Source organism: Pseudoalteromonas sp. TB41, assembly GCF_000497975.1.
In the GTDB taxonomy this organism is placed as follows: domain Bacteria; phylum Pseudomonadota; class Gammaproteobacteria; order Enterobacterales; family Alteromonadaceae; genus Pseudoalteromonas; species Pseudoalteromonas tetraodonis.
In genome coordinates this window covers 14,220-32,985 of sequence record NZ_AUTH01000074.1, presented here as the reverse complement: position 1 = coordinate 32,985, position 18,766 = coordinate 14,220, and the positions used below count along the sequence as shown (strand labels likewise).

Below are 18,766 nucleotides of genomic sequence, written 5' to 3'. Positions count from 1 at the left end.
AGTAGCTCGTGCCTCGCTATGCGTTGCGCTCTGCCGTCTCAGTGGGGTCGCATTATAGGGAGATCCGAAAACAGATCAACCCTTTTTTGAAGAAAACTTGAAATAAATGACTGTTCGCTGGATATTTGAACGATAGATACTAAAAACACAACATAACTATCAATTTATTAACAATAAACGCGGTATTTAAGCGTTTAACTGTGAGGTAGCCCTTAAATGTGTGAAAGAATGATCATCATGATCACCAATAGGAGAGTAACCGCTGCAGATCTTATATCTTTAGCTTGATCCGATGGAACATTAATCTCTGTACTTATACGATCTGCTAATGCTTTTATGGCTATAGTTGGATTTAATCACTCGACTATGAGAATTTACTCGCTTTAACTATTCGTGCGAGTTCTGCTAAATTTTAAACAAAATAAAGCCCCGCTTTTGCGAGGCTCTTACTTATGCTACACCGTATTGATCTCGGTATGCTTTTACTGCCGCTAAATGCTCATCCATGGTTCCTTGATTTTCAAGGTAACTGATTAGATCAGCCAATTTAACAATAGAAGTTACTTGAGTATTAAAGTCACGCTCTACCTCTTGTATAGCTGAAAGCTCAGCTTTACCTTTTTCTTGGCGATCAAGTGCGATTAAAACACCACTTAAATCTGCGCCATTTTCAGCAATAATTTCCATAGATTCGCGAATTGCAGTACCTGCAGTGATCACATCATCAACTAGCATTATCTTACCTTTAAGATCCGAACCTACTAAGCTGCCACCTTCACCGTGTGCTTTTTTCTCTTTACGGTTAAAGCAGTAAGGCACATCTTTGTTGTAATGATCAGCTAACGCAACTGCGGTAGTTGTTGCAATTGGAATACCTTTATAAGCGGGACCAAATAGTACATCATATTCAATTGCTGCATCTTCAAGTGCCGCTGCATAAAAGCGACCTAAGCGAGCAAGGTCACGACCGGTATTAAACAAACCTGCATTAAAAAAGTATGGACTTGTACGGCCAGATTTTAAGGTAAATTCACCAAACTTTAATACCTGCTTTTCTAAAGCAAATTCAATAAACTCTTTTTGATATTCTTTCATCGCTGATTACCTATTTATGCTAGTGCTTGTTTTTGTACATCTATAATTTCACGAATTGAGTGCTTAGCGAGTGTAAGTAGCTCATCAAGTTCGTCAAACGAGAAAGGCTCGCCTTCAGCAGTCCCTTGTACTTCAATAATTTTACCTGTTTCAGTTAAAATTACATTCATGTCGGTTTCAGCGTCAGAGTCTTCAAGGTATTCTAAATCGCTAATCGCTTGGCCTTTATATATACCAACTGAAATAGCCGCGATCATATGCTTAAGTGGATTTGAATTAATCATCCCTTTTGCACGCATGTAAGTAAGTGCATCAACGAGTGCGACACATGCACCACTAATTGATGCTGTACGTGTACCACCATCAGCTTGAATTACATCACAATCAATAGTAATTGTGTTTTCACCGAGTGCTTTTAGATCTATTGCTGCACGTAAAGAGCGAGCAATCAGACGCTGTATTTCCATTGTACGACCGCCTTGTTTACCTCGCGTTGCCTCACGACTGTTACGTGTGTGTGTTGCGCGCGGTAACATGCCATATTCTGCGTTTACCCAACCTTTACCTTGGCCTTTCATAAAGCGTGGCACGCCAGCTTCAACAGTCGCGGTACAAAGTACCTTAGTGTTACCAAACTCTACTAATACTGAGCCTTCAGCATGCAAAGTATAGTTACGTGTAAACGTAACCGGTCTAATTTGATTAGGTGTTCTTTCGCTTGGACGCATTGACGATCCCCTTAATTCTGAATTTGCCACATTATATGTGGATGTGAATACAGATGCCATGTTGATTTAGATTAAAGTGTGTTTAAAAAACACTCAGTAGGTTAAATTTTCTTTAGAGCTTAAGCAGTGTTACGGTATAATCATTACACTATTGTATTTAAAAATGTAGGAAATCATCCATGATCCACAGTATGACAGCTTATGCGCGTCGCGAAATTAAAGGCGAATGGGGCACTGGCACGTGGGAAGTTCGTTCAGTGAACCAACGTTACCTTGAAACATTTATTCGTGCACCAGAGCAATTTCGTGGCATGGAGCCCGTTATTCGCGAGCGTCTGCGTAAGCACTTACAGCGTGGTAAGGTAGAAGTCTTCTTAAAATTTGTCGCAAATCCAGCACATGTTGGTGAATTATCAATTAATCAGTCGCTGGCGGAGCAGTTAATTAATAGTGCTAAGTGGGTACAACAACAAAGCAGTGGTGACATTAACCCTGTGGATATTTTACGTTGGCCTGGGGTTATGGAAGCGCAAGAAATTGATATGGATAGTGTAAATACGGCACTCATTACTGGCCTTGACCAAGTAATTGAAGACTTTAAATCTGCACGTGGTGATGAAGGTGAAAACCTTGAAGAAATGATAGCTACACGATTAACCGCCATTTTAGAACAAGTTAATATCGTTGAAGCACACATGCCAGAAATTACTAAATGGCAACGTGAAAAGTTAGTACAAAAGCTTGAAGATTTAACAACAAATATTGATGAGTCACGCCTTGAACAAGAGCTGATTTACCTTGCACAAAAGCAGGATGTAGCAGAAGAGCTAGATCGTTTAAAGTCGCACGTTAAAGAAACACACAAAATTTTGAGTAAAGGTGGCGCTTGTGGTCGTCGTTTAGATTTTATGATGCAAGAGTTTAACCGTGAAGCAAATACCCTAGCTTCTAAATCAATCAACAGCGACATCACCAATGCTGCAGTTGAGCTAAAAGTACTGATTGAGCAAATGCGTGAGCAGATCCAGAATATAGAATAGTATTTCCAGCTGTTCTTAAGTGTTCACAACCCCTTAATAAACCTAGCTTTTGCTAGGTTTTTTGTTTTCTATGGTTCATAATAGTTTCTTATTGTTTGCATCCAAGTGGTTACCAAAACGGTTACCAAAACATTTTGGTAACCACTTAATCAAACTTCTAGTAACCACTTTCCGGTAATTTAATGAACCAAAAAGAGTTAAAGTCAGCCATTAAGAATACAAAATCTGTAAGAGTACGTGTTGTTACAGGACTATATGTAAAGCCCAATAAAGAAAGGACTGGTGGAGCATGGGAAGTTAGATACACAATAAATAAAAAGCGATCATTTATGACGCTAACCGAAGGCCGCTTTCCTGAGCTGTCATTAGCGGATGCAAAACTGCTCGCCAATAATGTTCTACAAATGGTAAAGCAAGGAAAAGACCCTTTACAAAAACGTATTGAAAGTAGTAATAAAACTATTATTACTGTCTCGGACCTATTTGATAATTGGTATGAAGGCCCAAGAAGAAAACTTAAATACGCTGATTACCCCTTAAGATATTTTACTAACGAAGTTAAACCCGAAATAGGACGATTGAGGGTAGAAGATGTAAAAGCAAAGCATATACAGGATTTAATCAACAAAATTATGGATAGCGGGCGCCCATCCATTCCCAATAAGGTTTTGCTTCTATGTAAACAGCTATTTAAACATGCTACCAAATTAGATTGTACAGATAAAAACCCTGCGGCTGCTTTCGATGCAATAGATGCTGGTGGTGCGGGTAACAGTCGCAGCCGAATACTAAGTACTGAAGAGATAAAAATTATATTTAGTTCTTTTGAAGCGAATAGCCATATTTTTACAAGAGATAATTACATAGCATCTATCTTACTTCTTACTTTAGGAGTTAGAAAAGGTGAGCTCATCGCTGCAAAATGGAGTGAGTTTGATTTCTCAAAAAATAGTTGGTCTTTACCAGAATCAAGAAGTAAGACAAATGTAGCTATAAAAATACCTATAGCATCTGCATTACTACCATTATTTGAAGAGCTAAAAGTACGCTCTTGCGGATCTGATTATTTATTCCCTTCGAGGCGAGCAAGTAAAAGAAGAGCTTATATCTCCGATGATACCCTCAACCATGCTTTGGCTAAAATATTTGGTAAAAAAGTCGATGGCAATAAAAAACCATACCCAAACATCTTAGGTAATAAAGGTATTGAATACTTTGTAATTCACGACCTAAGACGCTCATGCCGTAGTCTACTTGCTCAGCTGGGTGTTCCAGACAATATAGCTGAGCGCTGCTTAAATCACAAAATTAAAGGTGTAGAAGGGGTTTATAACCGATATGACTACTTCGACGAGCGCCAAAAAGCACTAACAGCACTAGCTGAACTTGTAATCCCGTTAACAAAAAAATAGTTAAGAAATCCAAAATGGCTAAATCAAAAATAATATCTATTACTGGTGTAACAAGTAATGAAGCTAAGCAACAATTTGAAAACCTTAAGAAGATGGTATTACCTGAAATGCTGCTTGATAGATTAAACAGCGATACTCTAAAACAAGATAATAAATTGAAAACGGCATTAGAGTCTTTCTTCTCTGGTATTGAACTCCTTAATCTATTAGGTCATAGAGTTAAAAAGCTAAAGGTTAATAAAGAGTTATTTCCCGACAATGAGCAATCTATGCTTAAAGAGGTAGATAACGAACTAAAAATTATGGCGAAAACACTGACGGCATCCTATACCTCAAAAGAAAAGCAATTTAGTGATGCATTAACCAGTGCTCTTCTTATTGGTTACCATACTGGCGCCCATGATATGAGAGTTAACTTGGAAAGACATGCTAATAAGGGGTTTCAAAAGAATGTCCTTGATCCTCAAAAAGGTGGTAAAACTAAAACGGAAAAAATTACTCCTTTAAGAGATATAATTAAGGAAATGGCCTCATTTCTTTATGAAAATAATAGTATAGGCAAATTCAGTAAGGACAATGCGACGGCTGCAATCTTTCAATTACTTTATCAATTTAACCTCACTAACAAAGCATTAGAGTGTTTCAGCACTTTTAGTAACAATGAAATTAAAGAGCAATTTGTAAAGCGTCAAATAAAACATATACAAAAAAGCTCTTCATTACGGCAGCCATCAGTAAATAAGCTGGTGGAAGTTCTTAAGTCAGAGTATAAACCAACGAAAATAAAGAAAAAATTAAAAACAATTTAATTATAAATTTCAATAACTAACATCAAAAAAAAAGCCCTATGCTTAGCACATAGGGTTTTATCAAATCAATATTCCATCAAAATTCTCCCATCAACAACGATGAACCGGAGAATACATATATGAACAAACTAATTAAACCAACAACGCAATTTACTGACCGTCTAGTAAGAGAAGCTGAGCGTGTAAAAATCACATCAGTTTCACGGACAAGTGCATGGAATCTAGAGAAAAAGGGCTTATTTCCTAAACGTCGTAAATTGCATGCCGATAGCGACAGAGTTTGCTGGCTTTTAAGCGAGCTTCAAGAGTTTGTTCAATCTCGTGAAGTTATAAACATGAGCTCCACTTTATGAACAATAACACCCTACCAGATCTTGCTATGTATATTGACGATGCTCGGATGATAAAGAAGCCTGAATTACAAAAGCTTCTTAACATCAGCAGGTCAACACTTGGAAGATGGGTAAAGGCAGGCCACTTCCCCCCACCAGCTCATGTAATTAACGGGCGATCTATGTGGCACTTTCAAGATTATAAGAGTTGGCTAGCTAATAAGAACCCCAAAAGCAGGTAAATAACCTGCTTTTTTTTGCCTCCTGATGACGCACTTTGAAGCAAATTGATCAGTAAAAATACGCTTAGCCACAATCAATAAATACATCTTACTTATTATATTTAAAGAGCTTTTACTGATAGAGCGCTTATCTCCTCGCAGCGGATATTAAATAATATAAGAAAGATACCTATTAATAACTAAACCAAATAGATATGACAATGACTTTTAAAATAACAGCAACTAACTCGTTAGAGTTCATATACAAGAATCATAGCTACCGAGTATTTAAGCCAAAAACTAAAGGGCAAAATTTAAAAGCATTAACTAAAGTCTTTCAGCACTGTGAATGTATGCTTTCCCATTATTCTAAAGTTTTAGTGGCAAGAATAGAGTTAAGTACTCAATCCTACTCTACTAACAATCAGATGTTCTTAAAATTTATTAAAAAGCAGCTATCAGTACTTACAAAGCAATACAACTGCAAAGTAAGCTATATATGCACTAGAGAAAGAAATACATCTTCAAATCATCATTATCATTTAGCTGTGTTATTGAGTGGCCACAAAATAAAGCATAGTAGCAAGCTCACCCACCAATTAAAGCATGCTTGGGAGTCTGAAGGATTAGGCTCGGCTTCATTCGTTAAACATCCATACTATCTAATGCAAAGGGGTAATAAGCTCAGTATAGAGCCTGCCCTTTACCGTTTAAGTTATCTAACTAAGCTCGCTACAAAAGAAACTGACATTAAGGCTCATAGTTATTTATTTAATAAGCTTGAATACTCCACTGTGCACGATAGTAAGCGCTTTAACGATACCTTGTTCGTGAACCCTGCTATTACATATCAGCAAAATAAAAAAGTGATTCAAATAAAGCCAAATAGCTTAAAGACTGATGGTATCTATTTACAAAACAGGTGCTCAGATATAAGTAGTACACAGTTAAAACGACCTAAACTTCATCACTTATTAATGTGCAGCGATCACCTTAATCAAGCTAGTAGCGATCACTTATCCGTTCAGCACTCTATGCACCGAAGTATATACATGCAAGGTGATCGATCACCCTATGTGAATTTACAGCAAAAAACTTCATAAAGTGATCGCTTTTAATGGCACCAAAACCATATAAACAATTGATTTATATACCCCCGCCATGGTGATAAACACATAAAACTTTAATTTTTAGAAACTTTGAAGAAAATAAATTTTCAAAAAACAAACCCCTTGAACCGAAGGTTAACCGAATATGATCGATCATAAAAAGGCAAAAATGAGTAAGTTTGATTTAAACAGTTTACCCAAGTGCGGCGCTAAAACACGTTCAGGTAGTCCCTGTAAACGCTTGGGCAACAAGCGTAATGGTCGATGTAAATTGCATGGTGGTCGCTCTACTGGTGCAAAAACAACTGAAGGCAAACTTGCCGTACGAACTAACCCTATCAAAAATGGAGCTGGTTGGAACGTCATACAAGGCTATGATCCAGAGTTAAATGAATACTCTATCGATGCATACCTCCAGTTGTTCGATATGGTTAAACTAAACAATACAGATAGAAGCGAGTTAAACGCATTAATAGCGCAACACAGAGTTGCATTAGAATGCTTTAAATATCGGGTTCTTGAGTACTATGGCGTGGATAGCTTTATCATTATCCAATCGGCACTTGATGCATATTACAAAGATACTGATAGTCAACATCTCCATTTTCATATCCACACGAAGATAGTAAAAGCACCGTACTTCCACCAGCATATGAGTGAAGCAAGAAAGCAATTCTTACTTATTAATAAGGGCTTTAAGTTTAATTGGTAGTAACCCGTCAACGGTTGACGGGTGACTTTTGAGGGTAAGATAATAACTAATTTTCAATGACTAACAAGTAAGTTGTGTACTAATACATCAGTTATATAACTAGCTTTTGGTTAGTAGAAATATAGTGATTACTGTACTAAAATTAACTTTACATAATCATTGATTGTTATTATCTCTTGTTGTAGTATCCAGTCAACAACTTACCCTTCTTCCACGCAGGCGATATACAGACCTCTGGAGTTGGGCGATCAAACCGACCTTAGCGTCGGTTTTTTCATTTCTGGGCTACTAAAACGTGAACACAAGAATTTATATTGACGGATACAATCTTTATTTTGGCTGCCTTAAGGGTAGTCCTTTTAAATGGTTAAACCCTGTTTCTTTGTCTGAACGGCTTTTAAAGCGTTGCGGAGTAAGTGCGTCTGTTTTGGATGATCTAGCTGTAAAATTTTTTACCGCAGAAATATCCCAAAGGGCTGCATCTGATAAAAGCTCACTTAACGATCAGCGTTCTTACCATCTTGCCTTACACAATTATTGTGGTTCTAAGTTAAAAACCATCAAAGGTAGCTATGCCATCGATAAGACCAAATTTCCTATAGTTGAAAAGGATAACCTAGGTAAAGAAAAAGAACCTAGCGAGTCTGAACGTGTAAAAATATGGAAAATGGAGGAAAAGCAAAGTGATGTAAATGTAGCGCTCGAAGCCGTCTATGATGCAATTACTGACTTATCTATAGAGCAAGTTGTTTTCGTAACTAATGACACAGACATTGTTCCAGCACTAGAAAAAATTAAATACCACAATACATTAAAAGTAAGATCACCTATCAAAATTGGCTTAATAATCCCTAGAAAATCTGATAATGATGAGTTTAGACAAGCTAATAAAAGTCTAAGCGCACTGGCTGACTGGACAATTAAATATATCTTTGAAGAAGAGCTGGCTGCATCACAATTGCCTTGTCGAGTTGTAGGGAGCAAAACTGCTCTTAAACCTATTGGATGGTTCAAATACCCTAAAAAAGTAGGGAGAATACTTGATACTCTAACTGATCCTCAAGTTGAAAAAAGCTTACCTAGAGCTTGGAAGTGGCTTAATAAGCCACTACATAAAGCCAATAATTTACCATACTTAGAAGGAGCACCGGCTAATAACATGGACGATGAAGAAGCACTTGCAATTATAGAGCAGCATGTGAGTGCTTACGCCACTCATAAGTACAACCTAAATAATAGAAATAGACAGCAAGCATAGTCATTAACCTTATTGACAGATTAAAACACTAAACTGACGGCTAGTTATACTTTATAGCTCAAACTTACTAAATAAATTAACTTGTACTACTCATATTTAATCTTACAGTCTTAACGAATAGCTTAGCAATGAGCAAGAAATAAAGGGTTAAGTTAATTCTTTACAAATCATCTATGTCAATTTCGATTTCTTTTTGATGCTCTCGCTCTCGAATCAGCTCAATCAACTCGTCGTCTTCTTCAATTACTGATGAAAAAGGTATTTCATCATCAATCGCATCGATTACTTTAACCGACTTTAATATACCATTTGCATTGTGATCTTTACTCATGGACTAACACCTCAGAGCCTAATAATTATTGTAACTATAGCTACTAGGGACAGCTTTTAGAAGGTATACAGCTGTCATATTTAATTGAACCTTATTATCGAATATGGCAGTTCAAGTTAAAGCTTATTCACCTAAATTAAGGCAAATAACTCATATAGAGTGTTTAAGGGCTATTTCTTCATTTTCCCAAGAAATAAAATATGAGTTTCTCGGTAATGACTCATACCCTTCCACTCCCTGTGCGCCAACTAACACGCCTACAACTTGTGAAGAAAAAACCATCTGCCATTTATTATCAAGCTTAACAAATGTTATTCCGTTAGCATCTTCATGTATCACACGCATTTTTTTTGACTTAGGCCAAACCCACCATAAATATGGATAACTTGTATGATTATCATCCATTTTTTTTAACATCTTTTCTACCAGCTCTCGTAGAGTAAGTGACGAATATTTATCGACGATCTGATTAGCTAAATCCATATTAAAATTATTTAACCAACTATCATAAACAACTACTTTTGAAAGCATTCTAGTTGGCATCGCTGGAGAAGAGACCCCCTTAATCCATGGTTTAGCTAGTTTGAACCTTGAACCTCTTCTAAGGCGCGCATGCTCATCATCTAAATGAGCCTTTGTAAACTCACTCCAAATACGTTCGGAATCCATGAGTGCAATGTCCTCTCTTATACGTTATTAACAAGCCGTCAACTGTTGACGGTTTATACCAAACACGGCCACAGCCCTTTATATACCTACTATAAATGTATCAACAAAGTGTTTAAATTTACCCGTTATTACTGACGGTATTTTCTGCGCTGTAAAAGGCTGAGGTTGATTTCGAGTACATCAGCAAAGTTATCACTAAGTGCATAGCGAGCTGTCAGCGTCCTCACTTATACATTCTTAACAAGCCGTCAACCGTTGACGGTTTACAAAAAACACGACTACAGCCCTTTAAAACCCTGTCATAAACGTATCTACAAAGCATTTAAATTTATCAGTAATGATGGGCAGTACTTTTTTGCGCTGCAATAAGCTGGGTTTAGTTTCGAGTACATCAGCGAAGTCTGAGTCAGAATATTTACTCAAAGGTCCGGACCTTGGAGCTTAACTCCGGACCTTCACGGTTTAGGTCCGGACCTAATCACACTACATGCTGATTTACATAATTAAAATGCATTAGTCTTGTGTCCAGCTATTACTTAGCGCTTCAGCTTGCTTTAAACACAGCTCTATTGCCTCATCTGCCTTATCTGGCGGGTACTTAAACTTACGTAATGCTCTGCGCACTAAGTTGCGCAGCTTTGCGCGCACGCTATCGCGTACCTGCCAATCAACCGTGGTCGACTTACGCAGCTTTTCGGTCACTTCTTTTGCTAAACTGCGCAGCGAGTCATCACCAAGTTCGCGTACTGCGGATTCGTTTTGAATCAGCGCACGATAAAAAGCTATTTCATCGGTATTTAATCCTGAATTTTCAGCCATTTCAGCATCGGCGGCCATGTCTTTGGCCATTTTGATTAACTCTTCAATCACCTGAGCTGTTTCAATAGCGCGGTTATGGTATTTACGCAGCGTTTCTAGAATACGGTCAGAGTATTTTTTCTCTGATACTACATCTGTTTTCATTCGCGCTTTTATTTCGTCACGTAATAGTCTCTCGAGTAAGTCAACGGCGAGGTTTTTTTCTTTCATGTTCGCCACGTCTTCCATAAACTCAGGCGATAACAAACCAATATTAGGTTTATCTAAGCCCACCAGCTTAAAAATATCGTCAACACCTTCAGCAATAAGCGCATTGTCGATGATGTGTTTAAGGGCGGTGTTTTTATCCTCATCGGTGCGGCGTTTATCTACGGTGGTAAATTTGCCCAATGCGCTTTTTACTGCGGCAAAAAAAGCAATTTCAGTTTTAAGGGGAGCCACTTCATCTAGCGTGCCGCATAAAGTGTACGCCTTACTAAGCGCTGCCATCACATCTAAAAAGCGTTTTTTACCGTCAAGCTTACCATCGCCCGAGTTAGGTAAGCTTAAAATATGATTCATCACTTTAGGCAATAATTGCAGTGCGTGAGTTTCATAGTCACTGTAATCACAGCCATGTAGCATGCCACGCACAATATCCATTTTTTCAAGTAATACCGCAAACGCTTCGTGAGCATCATGAGTGGGCTGGCCACGACCGTTTGAATTAGTGTAAGTGTGCAGCGCAGCTTTTAATTCATTGGCAATTCCAATGTAATCGACCACTAAACCACCGGGCTTGTCTTTAAATACCCGATTAACGCGGGCAATGGCCTGCATTAAATTATGGCCTTTCATGGGTTTGTCGATGTACATAGTGTGGCAATTTGGCGCATCAAAGCCCGTTAACCACATATCGCGCACTATTACCAATTGCAGCGGGTCATTTACATCTTTAAAGCGTTTTTCAAACAGCTTTTTAGTTTCTTTATTGTAAATGTGTGGCTGTAGCTTCGCTTTGTCTGACGCTGAGCCAGTCATAACAATTTTAATTGCGCCTTTGGCGGGGTCATCATCGTGCCAGTCGGGTTTAATAGCGATTATGGCATTGTATAAATCAGCACAAATTTCGCGGCTCATTGCCACTATCATGCCTTTGCCCTGCATAGTATTGGTACGCTCACTAAAGTGCGCCACTAAATCTTTTGCAACTAAATTAACTCTGGGCTCACTGCCTACTAGTTTTTCAAGCGCTGCCCATTTTGATTTAGTGTTTTCTCGGCTCGAAATATCCTCTTCGTCCTCAATCACTTCATCTACGTCATCATTTAAGCTTTCTATATCTGCTTGGTTGATATCCAGCTTGGCAAGGCGTGATTCATAATAAATAGGCACCGTAGCACCATCATCTACCGCATCTTGAATATCATAAACCGACACATAATCACCAAATACGGCGCGTGTATCTTTATCGGCAGCGTCAATAGGTGTACCAGTAAAGCCAATAAACGTCGCTTGTGGCAGCGCATCGCGTAAGTGCTTAGAATAGCCAAAAGTATATTCGCCTGTTTTACTGTTTAACTTGGCTTTATCGCCATATTGGCTGCGATGAGCTTCATCTGAAATCACCACAATATTGTGGCGTTCACTCAATTTAGGATGGCTTTTCTCATCAGCTAACAGGGCAAACTTTTGAATAGTGGTAAATATAATGCCACCCGCTTGGCGAGCAGTTAAAATATCACGCAGCTCGTCCCTATCCCCTGCTTGCACTGGCGTTTGTTTTAACGTATCCGCTGCCATACAAAAGGTATTATAAAGCTGGCCGTCTAAATCATTGCGATCCGTTACCACCACTATGGTTGGGTTATTCATTTGCGGTTGTGCCATCAGCTTACCCGCATAGCACAACATCGAAATCGATTTACCCGAACCTTGGGTGTGCCACACAACCCCTGCTTTGCCGGAGCCTGCCTGCACTTTATCAACATAATTAGCGCGAGGCTCTGCAAGCTGCGCCTTCGCTTCAGCAATTAATGTTGCCTTTACTGCAGCGCGCACGGCGTGAAATTGATGATAGCCCGCGATTTTTTTAATGGTTTTACCATCATCCTCTTCAAACAGAATAAAGTGGCGCAAATAATCTAAAAACAGCGCAGGCTGAAAAAAACCTTTTACTAAGGTTTCTAACTGATATTCAAATAGCGGCTTGTCATCTTCACTATTTACAGTGCGCCACGGTACAAAGCGCTCTTTATTAGCCGTTAGCGAGCCCACTCTTGCAGTTAAGCCATCACTAACAACAAGCGCCTCGTTAAAAATAAATAAATCAGGTAGCTCATCTTTATAGGTTTGAATTTGTTGAAACGCCTGCCAAATGTCAGCGTTATTATCAATGGGGTTTTTCAGCTCCAATAGCGCCAACGGTAAGCCGTTAATAAACACCATCACATCTGGGCGGCGATTGCCTTTAGTGCCCGTTAAAGTGAACTGATTCACCACTAAAAACTGGTTTTTATTTACATCGTTAAAATCCACCAGCTGAACGTAGCCTGTTCTGGTATTGTCAGTTTTACTTTCGTCATTAACTTTGTATTCTACTTTTACACCTTGCAATAGCGCTTGATGAAAGCCTTTATTATTTTTAATCAGTATCGGGGTTTCGGCTTTCCCTAAGTTCAACGCGACTTCTTCAAGGGTCGCCAATGGAATATGCGGATTAATTACTTTAAGCTGTGCTAATAAACGCCCATGCAATATCACTTGGCGATAATCACTGCGCTCAGCAGCAGGTTCATTAGGGGCAATATCATAACCACAAATATATTGATAGCCGATGCCTTGAAACCAGTTAAGACAAAGTTGTTCTAGTTGGTCTTCCGTGATCATTTTATCCCCTTAGCATTAAGCGACCATCGGCGACATCGACCATCAGCTCAATCAGTTGAATTAACATTTTATGGTTATCTGTTGCTGGATACCAAATAGGTCGAATACCTAATTCAAACAATCTATCTTCCATTTCTTGGCGCTTATCATCATCCGCTTCAAAGGCAGGAACAACCTGTCCACTATTTTCAGCTACTGTTGGTGGCTGCTCAATAGGTTTAACAGGTAATGCCAATAGAGCAAAATGCTCAGGAATGACAAACTCACCATCGTTGCGCACCTGTTCAAACAGCTCCATGGTTTTATCTTGCTGTAATGAACAACCTAAAAACAATAATGAATGACTGATATATATTTGGCGCAGTGCTTTAGGGAGTTGCTTACGATAATCAATACCACCACTTCCATAACCTTGCTCATATTGTGTTTGAGTGAAAATATAAGATTCCGGCTGTGTAGCGTCACCATGGAGCTTTAATAAACAACGCTCACCCTTGAGTAGTTTAGTAACAAAATTATGATTCTCTTGTAAACCACATAAAATTCCATCAAATTCAGAGGCCGTTTTATGCGCTTTAAACCAACTCTCAATTAAAGTATCAAAATTAGTGGTAACCATAGCGCCTGCACACAAGCGCGGCAGTAATTTAATCACGTCTGGCACAAGAGTTTTATCTTGTTCAATCGTCGATTTAATTCTAAACGTGGTACGAATATGATTATTGAGTTGCGAAGATGATGCATCTGCTAATAGCTGTGCTAATTCTAAATAGCGCTCGTTAGCTAAGAGTTCTTCAACTTGTAAATTATCAACATTAGTCAGCTTTTTACCCAGCTCTTTAAGTACCGTATCCCAACTTGGGTAGCCTGCAGCAGCTGAAACCCCAGCACCAACAAAAGGCGCCACTTTCTTTTTTTTAATTAGGGCAATCAAGTCTGACACAACTGAGTCTTGTTGAGTCGCATCAACATACTCAATCGCCTCTCGGTGTTTATCTCGCAATTGCTCGCCATTCCAATTATCAAACTCATCTAAATAGGCGTTGCGATCAACCCAATACAACACCTCACTGGCTTTGTATTGGTGGGTATGTTCAGTATCTTTTATGCTACGAATGCTTAGTAAATCCCCCTCATCTAATGCGTCATTAAACAAGGAATTTGAGTTCAAACCATTTTGTAAATACTGCTCGACTTTTTCAATTAAGTCAGCACTTTGCTTTATTTTTTCAATCGCCATTTAAAATTCCGTTTCGCTGGTGTCTATACTAAGTTCGCCTGAAAGCAGTTTCGGGAGAAGAGCATCTCTTGTGCTAGCTAACTCTATTGACTGATTACTTTGCAGTATTTCAATGAAGGGAAGAATTAGTTTTTCAAACTCATTTTGTAAAGCGACTGGTGGTGCTAGTAAATCAATTGTCTCTAAATCTTTTCTTTTTATGCTGGCTTGGACAGTTACAACTAATCGTGCATCAATATCATGTCTAAACCTAAGACTATCCATTTGGTAATACATAAAATAAGGAGAAACTTTTTCGCGTTGGAACCGCATTCCAAGTAAGTTTTGCGCGATTGCAACTTTGACACCTTTAGGTACCATACAAATACGACCAATTGTACCTACTGTAGAGATCAAAATATCTTCAGCTTCAAGGTGCGCTCTAAACCAAGAATTAAATGTTTCAATATCAACGTATTTTGAAGTATTTAAACTTGGCTTAATTGACCCATCAGGTAAATGTTTGACCTCAAGTAAAGGGATGCCACTTTCTGCCGTTGGCGGCGTCTTTCCCCGATTATCGATATATTTTCTAATTATATCCTTGAAACCAACAACCTCCCACCCATCTGGTATTTCGCCTAGTCCTGAGTCGATGAGGTTATCGGGGAATAAGTCGGCGGTAGCTTGTAGTTGCTGGTATTGCGCTGGGTATTGTTGTTCTAGTTGGTCAAGCGCTGCTTGGTTCTTACCGCTAATAACAGCTATAGCAGCACGCTGCGCATTTTCACCGGCGGTATTAGCAGCTATTTTTGCGCGTACGGGATCAAAATCGACAAACCAGCTTTTAAATATTGCCTGTGCAATTTGCTCTAAGGTTTGGTTGGTTTGGCGGTTGAGTTCGATTTTAGAGTCATATACAGAAATCCATTGACCAAGCTTTTCTCTATCCTGTATTTTTTCAGGTATTCTGATTGGTAATGCATGTGCATTTTCGCGGTTTAATCCAGGGACTGCACTATCAGAATTCATCCCCTTTAAACCTAATGACTTTAATAGGTAATAAGTAAACTTAAGCTCATCAATACTTTCCTTTTCTACATAAAAAGAAGTATCTATTGGCCAAAAAGGCTCTACAGATAAATGGACTGCACCAACACTGCCTTTTCTACCAATAATAATACCAGGGCCATTCACATAACTTTTGTTGTGATAGTCCACGCAGCCATTTGAGCCAAAAACAGGAATATCACCTTCGGTACGCTGGGTTTTAGGTAAACTTTTTCCATAAACGAATGGGCAATATTCTCCAACAGTTGTTTCTATCCAATTCATAAACCAATGCCTCTTTTTTTTATACGCTTCATTGGCACACCAATTAATTTTGCCATCAAATACTTACTCTTCATCATCAAGCTCCTTTTGCTGGTTACTCAGCTGCTGTTGCACGCGGGCACGCTCTTTTTCAAGCTCGCGCTTTAGCTCTTCTTCGCTCGGTAATTGAGTCAGGTATTTTGACGCAAATAACTGCTTGCTTTCGTTCAGCACGGAGTATTTAGCCACGGTGTGGTTATGCTCGCTACAGAGAATTAAACCAATAGTGGGATTATCGTCAGGGCGGCGTTGTTGCTCTTCGTACATGCGCACGTACATGTCCATTTGTCCCACATCTTGATGGGTGAGTTTGTTGAGTTTTAAATCAATCAGCATAAAGCATTTAAGATGGAAATTGTAAAATACTAAATCTATAAAATAGTCACCATCGTCAGTGCAAATACGTTGTTGGCGCGCCACAAAGGCAAAGCCTTTACCTAGCTCTAATAAAAACTTTTGTAAGTTATTAATAATGCCTTGCTCTAGGTCTGCTTCTAGGTATTGTCCGCTATCTAAATTTAAAAAGTCGAGAATGTAGGGGTCGCGTAAATAGTCTTGCGCTTTATCGGTCAGTAGCAAAGTATTTTGCTGGGCTTCTTGCTCAACGGGCTGTTTATTTTTACTGGCTAATAAGCGCTCGTAATACAAGGTGCCCATTTGGCGTTCAAGTGCGCGCACGCTCCAATTTTGCTCGGCAGATTCTTGCATATACCAAAGCCGTGCCGCTTGGTTTTCAATACGAATTAGTTGAGTGTAATGCGACCAACTCAATTTTGCAGACAGTGTCTGCAAAATTGGAAACGCCAGATAAAAGCTGCGCATATTAGCAAGATTACGGCTAGAAAAACCCTTACCGTATTCTTTGGTTAACTGCATTGAGAGCTGTTTAAGTTGGGATTTCCCGTACTCGGCACGGTTTTGCCCTTGTTGTTCTTGTTCAACAATTAACTGGCCAATATGCCAGTAAGCTTGCACCATGGCGCTATTAACCGCATGTTTAACTTGGCTTTGCGCTTGGTCAATTACTTGACGAATATTGGCTAATAGCACAGGTGTAACCTCGGTTGTGATATTAGGTTGTTTAGATGTCATACCCTAAGCCTTCGAGGTTTTGTTTTATTTGCGCCTCTAAATGCTCTGACTCTGCAAATTGGCTTTTAAGCTGAGTAGTTAAGCGCGCCATTTTATCAGCAAAGAGTTCGCCATCGTCTTCGGCGGCTTCTGCGCCCACATAACGCCCTGGGGTTAATACAAAATCGTGTTTGGTAATGCCTGCAAAATCAACACTGGCACAAAAGCCTGCGGTGTCTTGATAGTCGCTTGCTTGCTGCCAATTGTGAAAGGTGGCGGTTACTTGGTCTAAATCGGTTTGAGTAAAGTCGCGCAATACACGGTCTTTCATATAGCCTAAGTTGCGCGCATCAATAAATAGTACTTTGCCACGGCGGTCGGTTAATTGACGGCCTGAGGCACTCACTCGCGCATTTTTGTTTTTAGTTAAAAACCAAATACAGGCAGGGATTTGGGTATTCGTAAATAGCTGGCCGGGCAAGGCTACCATGCATTCTACTAGGTCTTGCTCAATGAGGGCTTTGCGGATTGCACCTTCGTTATTGGTGTTTGACGACATTGAGCCATTAGCCAGTAACAAGCCAACACTGCCATTGGGCGCTGTGTGATATAACATGTGTTGTAACCAAGCAAAGTTGGCATTACCCGATGGCGGCGTGCCATATGCCCAGCGAGGGTCATCATCACTCACGCCAACATCCCACTCTTTCATGTTAAATGGCGGGTTAGCCATTACAAAGTCGGCACGCAAATCAGGGTGTTGATCGTTGGTATAGGTATTAGCTGGCTCTTTACCAAAGTTAAAATCGATACCACGAATCGCCATATTCATCGATGCTAACTGCCATGTGGTGTGGTTGTATTCTTGGCCGTAAATAGACACATCGCCAATTTTACCTTTGTGCGCATTTATAAAGTGCTCACTTTGTACGAAGAACCCACCCGAGCCCATAGCTGGGTCGTATACACGGCCTTTAAAGGGTTCCATCATTTGTACCATGAGGCTTACAATTGATTTAGGCGTGTAGAACTGACCACCTTTTTTACCCTCTGCTAATGCAAATTGGCCAAGCATGTATTCATACACATGACCCAGAATATCTTTTGAATTTAATGACGCATGCACAAAAGGAATAGTCGCGATTAAGTCGATAAGTTCTGCCAGTTTAACTTGGTCTATTTGCAGGCGTGTGTATTGCTTATTAAGTACGCCCTTAAGTTTTGGGTTGGCAACTTCAATGGCATCAAGCGCGTTATCAATTAAGTGACCGACCGAAGTGATTTTAATGGTTTTATCGTTACCAATTGGCAGCTCAGCGCCACCAATTACCGTTTTATTATTATCTTGTAAAAACGACCAGCGCGCTTGAGTTGGCACCCAAAATGTATTGGTTTCAAGATAATAATCACGCTGTTCTAACTCAACTGCAAGTTCTTCTTGGTACTCAGCTGATTCTTTCCCTCCAAAGTCTTCTGGGTCTAAAAAGTAATCGCTATCAGGATTATTAAACGCGGAGATTAATTCGTCTTGGCGAATTTTAAAAGCATCAGACACGTATTTAATAAACACTAAACCCAGTACGGCGTGTTTATACTGCGCAGCATCAAGAGTTGAACGTAGTTTGTCGGCAGCATTCCAGAGTTTTTTTTCAAGATCGGTTAGAAATTGTTGTTCTTCAGTATTGGTCATTAGTTTTGC

18 protein-coding genes are annotated in these 18,766 nt (G+C 39.3%); 7 read left to right on the top strand and 11 right to left on the bottom strand.

Annotated elements, in window-relative coordinates; genetic code table 11:
• Positions 1–212: 212 nt before the first annotated feature.
• The 3 genes from L641_RS23575 to rph form a co-directional block, all read right to left on the bottom strand.
• Complete coding sequence (locus L641_RS23575; RefSeq protein WP_257720505.1) at positions 213–338, bottom strand: diacylglycerol kinase; 126 nt, start codon at positions 336–338, stop codon at positions 213–215.
• A 112-nt stretch (positions 339–450) separates the two neighbouring features.
• Complete coding sequence (gene pyrE / locus L641_RS0110275) at positions 451–1,095, bottom strand: orotate phosphoribosyltransferase (protein ID WP_013466041.1); 645 nt, start codon at positions 1,093–1,095, stop codon at positions 451–453.
• Positions 1,096–1,109: 14 nt separating this feature from the next.
• Positions 1,110–1,823 (bottom strand): ribonuclease PH, encoded by a 714-nt coding sequence (gene rph / locus L641_RS0110270; RefSeq protein WP_008111261.1) that lies wholly within the window; start codon positions 1,821–1,823, stop codon positions 1,110–1,112.
• 179 nt (positions 1,824–2,002) lie between these two features.
• Here rph and L641_RS0110265 point away from each other — a divergent pair, with 179 nt between their 5' ends.
• The 7 genes from L641_RS0110265 (at position 2,003) to L641_RS0110230 (ending at position 8,716) form a co-directional block, all read left to right on the top strand.
• On the top strand, positions 2,003–2,863 hold the full coding sequence (locus tag L641_RS0110265; RefSeq protein WP_024601834.1) for a YicC/YloC family endoribonuclease: 861 nt from the start codon (positions 2,003–2,005) through the stop codon (positions 2,861–2,863).
• Between the two features lie 182 nt (positions 2,864–3,045).
• Positions 3,046–4,275 (top strand): site-specific integrase, encoded by a 1,230-nt coding sequence (locus L641_RS0110260; protein ID WP_024601833.1) that lies wholly within the window; start codon positions 3,046–3,048, stop codon positions 4,273–4,275.
• Positions 4,276–4,289: 14 nt separating this feature from the next.
• Positions 4,290–5,084: a hypothetical protein gene (locus L641_RS0110255; RefSeq protein ID WP_024601832.1), complete on the top strand. Its 795-nt coding sequence runs from the start codon at positions 4,290–4,292 to the stop codon at positions 5,082–5,084.
• Positions 5,085–5,203: 119 nt separating this feature from the next.
• On the top strand, positions 5,204–5,437 hold the full coding sequence (locus tag L641_RS0110250) for an AlpA family phage regulatory protein (protein WP_013466045.1): 234 nt from the start codon (positions 5,204–5,206) through the stop codon (positions 5,435–5,437).
• A gap of 415 nt (positions 5,438–5,852) precedes the next feature.
• On the top strand, positions 5,853–6,740 hold the full coding sequence (locus L641_RS0110240) for an inovirus-type Gp2 protein (RefSeq protein WP_343223256.1): 888 nt from the start codon (positions 5,853–5,855) through the stop codon (positions 6,738–6,740).
• A gap of 151 nt (positions 6,741–6,891) precedes the next feature.
• Complete coding sequence (locus L641_RS0110235; RefSeq protein WP_013466048.1) at positions 6,892–7,458, top strand: HGGxSTG domain-containing protein; 567 nt, start codon at positions 6,892–6,894, stop codon at positions 7,456–7,458.
• A 295-nt stretch (positions 7,459–7,753) separates the two neighbouring features.
• Positions 7,754–8,716 carry an NYN domain-containing protein gene (locus L641_RS0110230; protein ID WP_024601828.1) on the top strand — a complete coding sequence of 321 codons (963 nt, stop codon included), beginning with the start codon at positions 7,754–7,756 and terminating at the stop codon, positions 8,714–8,716.
• A 160-nt stretch (positions 8,717–8,876) separates the two neighbouring features.
• Here L641_RS0110230 and L641_RS23380 read toward each other — a convergent pair whose 3' ends face one another.
• The 8 genes from L641_RS23380 to L641_RS0110190 all read right to left on the bottom strand — a co-directional run bounded on the left by L641_RS23380 (position 8,877) and on the right by L641_RS0110190 (position 18,757).
• The gene (locus tag L641_RS23380; protein ID WP_013466050.1) at positions 8,877–9,047 is read right to left on the bottom strand and encodes a hypothetical protein; all 171 of its coding nucleotides are present in this window, start codon (positions 9,045–9,047) and stop codon (positions 8,877–8,879) included.
• A 150-nt stretch (positions 9,048–9,197) separates the two neighbouring features.
• Entirely contained in the window at positions 9,198–9,716 is a 519-nt protein-coding gene (locus L641_RS0110220; RefSeq protein ID WP_024601827.1) for a hypothetical protein, read from the bottom strand.
• A gap of 288 nt (positions 9,717–10,004) precedes the next feature.
• Positions 10,005–10,139 (bottom strand): hypothetical protein, encoded by a 135-nt coding sequence (locus L641_RS23740; protein WP_013466052.1) that lies wholly within the window; start codon positions 10,137–10,139, stop codon positions 10,005–10,007.
• A 90-nt stretch (positions 10,140–10,229) separates the two neighbouring features.
• Positions 10,230–13,403, bottom strand: coding sequence for a type I restriction endonuclease subunit R (locus L641_RS0110215; protein ID WP_013466053.1), 3,174 nt, complete (start codon positions 13,401–13,403; stop codon positions 10,230–10,232).
• Between the two features lies 1 nt (position 13,404).
• Positions 13,405–14,643, bottom strand: a complete 1,239-nt coding sequence (locus L641_RS0110210; protein WP_013466054.1) for an SIR2 family protein — start codon at positions 14,641–14,643, stop codon at positions 13,405–13,407.
• Complete coding sequence (locus L641_RS0110205; protein ID WP_013466055.1) at positions 14,644–15,957, bottom strand: restriction endonuclease subunit S; 1,314 nt, start codon at positions 15,955–15,957, stop codon at positions 14,644–14,646. It abuts the gene before it with no gap.
• Between the two features lie 63 nt (positions 15,958–16,020).
• Positions 16,021–17,088, bottom strand: coding sequence for a PDDEXK nuclease domain-containing protein (locus L641_RS0110195; RefSeq protein WP_013466056.1), 1,068 nt, complete (start codon positions 17,086–17,088; stop codon positions 16,021–16,023).
• Positions 17,078–18,757 (bottom strand): type I restriction-modification system subunit M, encoded by a 1,680-nt coding sequence (locus L641_RS0110190; RefSeq protein ID WP_013466057.1) that lies wholly within the window; start codon positions 18,755–18,757, stop codon positions 17,078–17,080. The genes L641_RS0110195 and L641_RS0110190 overlap by 11 nt, the downstream gene beginning before the upstream one ends.
• Between the last annotated feature and the right edge of the window lie 9 nt (positions 18,758–18,766).